This is a genomic window from Arthrobacter sp. MDT1-48-3 (assembly GCF_054511015.1).
This window is the reverse complement of sequence record NZ_JBTNDL010000006.1, coordinates 187,087-193,132: the sequence shown is the minus strand read 5'-3', so window position 1 is coordinate 193,132 and position 6,046 is coordinate 187,087. Positions and strand designations below refer to the sequence as shown.

Sequence of the window (6,046 nt, the reverse complement as noted above, 5' to 3'; positions counted from 1 at the left end):
CTATCCTGCGTGGGATGGGGTTCCACCCCCCCCCCCCCCCCCCCCCACGAGGCGCCCCCCTGTTCGTGGGCGGCCCGCTTCGTCGTGTCCACGGAACACCTTTCCGGGTCTTGTCGCTTCCGGTGGCCGGACCTACCCTTGACCTGATACTCGATGACCGGGGGCTACCCATGCGGCGTGTATTCGCGCATCTGCTCGTTCTGCTGTCCGCTGTGCTCCTCGCGGCCGGTGGCCTCACCACCGCACCCCCGGCTCAGGCGGCGACAGCCATCGAGGCGAAGTACGCAGAGCTCGGCGGCAGCGGCGGGAACCTCGGTGCGCCGACGAGCGCGGAGGTCTGCGGACTGCGGGGCGGAGGGTGCTACCGGAACTACCAGAGGGGCGCGATCGTCTGGTCGCCCGCCACCGGAGCCCAACCCTCCTGGGGTGCCATCCGCGAGACCTGGCGTTCCTACGGGTTCGAGACCGGCGGGCTCGGGTACCCGACCACGGGGGAGATCTGCGGACTGCGCAATGCAGGGTGCTACCAGAGCTTCCAGGGCGGGGCGATCGTCTGGTCTCCCGCCACCGGTGCCCACATCAGCGTGGGTGGGATCCGTACCGCATGGGCCGCGTCGGGATTCGAGAACGGGGCACTGGGCTACCCGACCACGAACGAGGTCTGCGGGCTGCGCGGCGGCGGCTGCTACCAGAACTACCAGGGCGGGGCGATCATCTGGTCGCCCGCCACGGGAGCGAGGATCTCCATCGGCGGGATCCGGGCGGCGTGGGCCGCCACCGGTTACGAGAACGGTGCCCTCGGCTATCCCGTGTCGAACGAGTCCTGCTCCGGCGGCACCTGCAGCCAGGCCTACCAGCGGGGCAGGATCTCGTGGACCGCAGCCGGTGGGGCTCGCGTGTTCCGGGACATCGACGTCGCGGCGTCGGTCGTCGTCGTGGTCAACAAGCGGCGGCAGCTGAACCCGGCGCGTCACGTCCCCGGTCCGCTCGTGGACGTCGGGGGACCACTGCTCCGGAGCGACGCCGCCCAGCAGTTCTCCCGCCTCCTCGCGGACGCGCGGGCCGGCGGCATCGCCATGGTCCCGGTCAGCGGCTACCGCTCCTACGACACGCAGGCCTCCCTCTACGCCTCCTACGTCGGCCAGTACGGCCAAGCGGCGGCCGACCTGATCTCCGCCCGCCCGGGATTCAGCGAGCACCAGACCGGTCTCGCGATCGACATCGGCAACGCCAACGGGGCCTGCGGGCTGCAGGAATGCTTCGCAGGAACTCCCGCCGGAGCCTGGGCGGCCCAGAACGCATGGCGCTACGGGTTCATCGTCCGCTACCCCCAGGGCCAGACCCCGGTCACCGGCTACGCGTACGAGCCGTGGCACCTGCGCTACGTCGGGCCGACGATCGCCTCGGAGATGCGCACCCACGGACTGCGGACGCTGGAGCAGTACATGAGCCTGCCGGCAGCGCCGTCCTACTGAGCACCTCCGGTGCACCGTCCTCTGCGCTCCTCCTGTACGCCGGAGCGCGAACTACACTTGGGCGATGAGCTGGACTGACAGGCCGCCGTCGTGGCTCCCGCCACTGCCGCCGCCCCATCGGGGACGGGCCCTGATCGTGCTCGGCTGGATCCTCGTCGGGGGGACGTTCGTATACATCTTCGTCATGAGCTACCTGGGCGGCACGCACACACTCTTCACCCTGGTGCCACTGCTGCTCGGGCTCCTGTGCCTGATCGTCGGCCTGCTCCGGCGTGACACCCGCGAGCGGTAGGGCGTGCTTGCCGCCTACTTAGTTTCGCGATAAAAAGAATCATGACCTCCTCTCCACTCCATCTCTCGCGCGGCGGTACGAGCGTGGTGCTCGAGCCCCATCCGCACGGCCTGCCGGTCCTCGCCTACTGGGGTCCTGCCCTCGGTGACCTCTCCGCCGACGAGCTGTCGGCCGTCGTCGCCGCCCAGCAGCCGCAGCGCGTATCCGGCGGCATCGACGTCCCGGCCCGGCTGACCCTCCTGCCCCTCGAGTCCGCAGGATGGCAGGGCACACCCGGGCTCACCGGGGACCGCGGGGGAGCCCACCTGTATCCGCGCTTCACGGTGGTCGCCGGAGAGTCCCGGCACGATGCCGGGGTAGTGATCGAGGCACGTGACGACGGCGCCGGGCTCGCCCTGACCGTGCACGTGGGCCTGACCGCGTCGGGCCTCCTCACCCAGCGGCTCGTCCTGACCAACACGGGTGACGACGAGTACGAGGTGCGTTCGCTCAGGACCTTCTTCCCGCTGCATCCCATCGCCGCGGAGGTCCTCGACACGACGGGGCGCCATCTCCGGGAGCGGTCGCCGCAGCGGCACGAGCTGACGACCGGCACCTATGCGCGGGCGAGCCGACGCGGCCGCCCCGGTGCCGATGCGACGGTGCTCCTCGCGGCAGGGGCGAAGGGCTTCGGCTTCGAGCACGGCCTGGTGCAGGGCATCCACCTCGCATGGAGCGGCAACCAGGAGGTGCTCGTGGAGAAGACGCCGGCCGGGCAGGCGTTCCTGGCGGCGGGCGAGGTCCTGTCGCCCCGCGAGGTGGTGCTCGCACCCGGTGGGAGCTACTCCACGCCCGAGGCGATCGGCTCCTGGGGAGACGGCCTCAACGAACTGTCCGGCCGCTTCCACCGCGACGTCCGGTCGAGGGCGTCGCATCCGCAGCGTCCTCGTCCGGTCACCCTCAACACCTGGGAGGCCGTCTACTTCGATCTCGACCTGCCGCGCCTGCAGGCGCTCGCGGACCGCGCGGCCTCCCTCGGCGTCGAACGGTTCGTGCTCGACGACGGCTGGTTCCGCGGACGCCGCGACGACACGTCGAGCCTGGGGGACTGGTACGTCGACGAGACGGTGTGGCCCGACGGGCTGGCCCCCATCATCGACCACGTGCGGGGCCTGGGCATGGAGTTCGGTCTCTGGTTCGAACCGGAGATGGTCAACCCCGACTCCGACCTGGCGCGGGCGCATCCGGACTGGATCCTGCAGCCCGAGGGACGCCTGCCGTTGCCCGGGCGGCAGCAGCAGGTCCTGAACCTGGGCCATCCCGACGCCTACGCCTACATCCTCGAACGCCTCGACGACATCCTGACCGCGAACGACATCGCCTACGTGAAGTGGGACCACAACCGGGACCTGCTCGAGGCGGCGGATGCCCGGACGGGGCACGCCGCCGTCCACCGGCACGTCGAGGCGCTGTACCGCCTGCTCGACGAACTGCGCCTCCGGCACCCCGGCCTCGAGATCGAGAGCTGCGCCTCGGGTGGAGCCCGCGTCGACCTCGGCATCCTCGCCCGGACGGACCGCATCTGGACCAGCGACTGCATCGATCCGATCGAGCGGCTCGTCAACCAGAAGTACACGGGCCTCGTGGTGCCGCCCGAACTGCTGGGGATGCACGTCGGCGGCCCGGTCTCCCACTCGACCGGGCGGGCCCATACGCTGCCCTTCCGGGCAGCGACCGCCATCTTCGGCCACTACGGCATCGAATGGGACATCTCCGACCTGACGGACGGGGAGTACGAGGTACTCGGGCGCTATGTCGGGCTCCACCGGTCCTGGCGCGACGACCTGCACCGCGGCGCCGTCGTGCACGCGGATCTCGTGGATCCCGCCATGGACCTGCGCGGTATCGTCTCCGAGGACCGGCAGCGGGCCCTGTTCGCCTACACGCTGACGGGCTCGAGCGCGAGCTACCCGCCCGGGCTGCTGACCTTTCCGGGGCTGGAGGCCGACACGCTGTACTCCGTGCAGCTCGCAGTCCCCGAGGAGGGACAGCCGGGGAACGGCCAGTCGGCGCTCGCCTGGCTCCGCTCGGCGCTCGACGGCGAACCGCTCCGGCTGTTCGGGCGGGTCCTGGCGCAGGCAGGCCTGCAGGCTCCCGTGCTGCTGCCCGAGCAGTCGCTCCTCATCGAGCTCCGCGCCGCGCGATCCTAGACCGGTCCCCGCCCGCCGGAGCGGGCGGGGCCCGCCTACGGCTCGTAGGTGAGGGTCCGCCCGTACAGGTCCAGCAGTGCGTCGCTGCCGCCGTCGCGCATGGCCCGCCGCTGGCGGTCGGCTCCCGTGCCCCTGTCCGCGATCGTCGCCAGACCGGCACGCACCCAGTCCGTGTCGCCCTCGGCGTCGAGGGCCGGGCCGACGTGCTCCAGGAAATCCGCGAGGAGCGCCCGGGCGGGCACGGGCTCCGCCGTGGAGAGATCCACGAGGGAGCCGGTGAGCCCGTCGCGGGCGGCCTGCCAGAGGGCGGCGTCCAGGAGTTCGGGATCCGGGACGAGCGGCGCGGCGTCCGCCTCCGCCTCGTGCAGGGCCGTGACGACGAGCGCACGCGTGAGTGCGCCGAGGAGGACGGAGTCCTGCGCCTCGAGCTGCACGTCGCATGCCCTGAGCTCGAGGGTGGGGTAGTGGTCCGACAGGCGTGCCACCCAGGTGAGGACCCCGCGGTCCAGGATCGCACCGCTCGCACCGAGGCGCGTGATGCGGCGCTCGTAGTCGGCCGCATCCGCGAACCACGGCGCCACGCCCTGGACGGCCCAGCGGCGGTAGTGCACCACGCGCCAGCTCCCGAAGCCGCTGTCCCGTCCCAGCCAGTAGGGCGAATTGACGCTGAGGGCGGTGAGCAGCGGGATCCAGGGACGGATGCGGTTGAGCGCCTGGACGCCGCGCTCGGGGTCGGGGATGCCGACGTGCACGTGCAGCCCGTTGACGAACTGGTCGCCCACGATGCCGGGGGCGCTGGCGCGCAGGTCCTCGTAGCGCTGCTTGTCGGTCAGTTCGGGATACGCCTGCCGCATCCAGGGCGAGGTCCCGGTGGCCGCGCCGAGGATCCCGGTGTCGGCCGCTGCGTCCGCGAGCTTCCTGCGGAAGTTCAGGAGTGACTCCTCGGCCTGGGTCAGCGTGTCGCACACAGGGGTGGCCGTCTCGATCTGGCAGGACAGCAGCTCGCGCTGGATGTCGTCCCTGCCGACCTCCGGCGTCGCTTCGAGCAACCCCTCCACCTCGTCGGCGCGGTGGGCGGGCAGCCCTGTCTCCGGTTCGAGGAGCAGGTACTCCTCCTCCAGTCCGAGAGTGGTCATGGATGGACTCCGTTCGTGAGGTTCAGCGGACGAGGCGGGCAGGGACGGCCGGGACTGCAGGCACGTGGCATGTCGACCAGTCTAGGAGCGGCACGGGGGAGGAGCGATCCGGCGCCGCGACGAGGACCCCGGGCCGGTCCCTCCTGCACCCGGTCCCTCCTGCACCCGGTCCCTCCTGCACCCGGTTCCCGATCAGGAGGCCCCGGCGTCGATGGCGCAGTCCTGATGGGGTACGGTGCTCTCGATCCAGAGCGCTCCGGCCACTGCCGGATCGACGGCGAGGTCCCGGGAGGAGGCGGCCGTGCCGTGGCGGAGCTCCAGCTGGGACCCTGCGCGGCGGCGGGTCAGCTGCAGGTCGTCGTCGAGCGAGATGCCGCTGCGGTCGAGGAAGCGCAGCACCTCCGGGTCGTCGTCGCTCACGCGCACCAGCCTGCCGGCGTGTCCGTCGTCGAGCCTGTCGAGCCGGTGTGCCCTCGGGTACAGGACCGTGCCGTCCGCCGCCGGGATCGGGTCCCCGTGCGGGTCCCGGCGCGGGTGGCCCAGCTTCGCGTCGAGCCGCTCGACGAAGGCGTCGGAGACGGTGTGCTCGAGCAGTTCAGCCTCGTCGTGCACCTCGTCCCACCCGTAGCCCAGCGCGGTGACGAGGAATGTCTCGATGAGCCGGTGCCTGCGGACCATCGCGAGGGCCAGCGCCCGCCCGGAGGGTGTGAGGCCGATGGGCCCGTACTTGCGGTGATCGGCGAGTCCGAGGTCCACCAGCTTGGCGACCATCCCGGTCACGGAGGAGTTGGCGACCGAGAGTCGCGTCGCGAGGTGCGTGGCCGTGACGGCGTCGCCCTGCCATTCGGTGAATGCGTAGATGGCCTTGACGTAGTCCTGCACGCTCGTGGATTCGATGCTGAGGACGGCGCCCCTGCGGCCCGCCATCAGGCGTCCCCTCGCACCGAAGGGCCG

5 protein-coding genes are annotated in these 6,046 nt (G+C 71.5%); 3 read left to right on the top strand and 2 right to left on the bottom strand.

The features are described 5' to 3' along the window. Positions 1–170: 170 nt before the first annotated feature. From ACX80L_RS14010 to ACX80L_RS14000, 3 genes are all read left to right on the top strand, one after another. Positions 171–1,475, top strand: coding sequence for a D-alanyl-D-alanine carboxypeptidase family protein (locus ACX80L_RS14010; protein ID WP_459290355.1), 1,305 nt, complete (start codon positions 171–173; stop codon positions 1,473–1,475). A gap of 64 nt (positions 1,476–1,539) precedes the next feature. Then, entirely contained in the window at positions 1,540–1,767 is a 228-nt protein-coding gene (locus tag ACX80L_RS14005) for a hypothetical protein (RefSeq protein ID WP_133080897.1), read from the top strand. Positions 1,768–1,808: 41 nt separating this feature from the next. Continuing rightward, entirely contained in the window at positions 1,809–3,956 is a 2,148-nt protein-coding gene (locus tag ACX80L_RS14000; protein WP_459290353.1) for an alpha-galactosidase, read from the top strand. 35 nt (positions 3,957–3,991) lie between these two features. On the opposite strand, the gene ACX80L_RS13995 is transcribed toward ACX80L_RS14000, so the two are convergent. After that, a complete protein-coding gene (locus ACX80L_RS13995) occupies positions 3,992–5,092 on the bottom strand; it encodes a carboxylate-amine ligase (protein ID WP_133080895.1) in 1,101 nt (366 codons plus the stop codon). 192 nt (positions 5,093–5,284) lie between these two features. Further along, on the bottom strand, positions 5,285–6,019 hold the full coding sequence (locus ACX80L_RS13990; protein ID WP_133080894.1) for an iron dependent repressor, metal binding and dimerization domain protein: 735 nt from the start codon (positions 6,017–6,019) through the stop codon (positions 5,285–5,287). Between the last annotated feature and the right edge of the window lie 27 nt (positions 6,020–6,046).

Excerpts from the sequence above, each read along its gene's own strand:
- ACX80L_RS14010 (WP_459290355.1), top strand. The coding sequence starts at position 171 with ATGCGGCGTGTATTCGCGCATCTGCTCGTTCTGCTGTCCGCTGTGCTC.
- ACX80L_RS14005 (WP_133080897.1), top strand. The coding sequence starts at position 1,540 with ATGAGCTGGACTGACAGGCCGCCGTCGTGGCTCCCGCCACTGCCGCCG.
- ACX80L_RS13995 (WP_133080895.1), bottom strand. The coding sequence starts at position 5,092 with ATGACCACTCTCGGACTGGAGGAGGAGTACCTGCTCCTCGAACCGGAG.
- ACX80L_RS14000 (WP_459290353.1), top strand. The coding sequence starts at position 1,809 with ATGACCTCCTCTCCACTCCATCTCTCGCGCGGCGGTACGAGCGTGGTG.
- ACX80L_RS13990 (WP_133080894.1), bottom strand. The coding sequence starts at position 6,019 with ATGGCGGGCCGCAGGGGCGCCGTCCTCAGCATCGAATCCACGAGCGTG.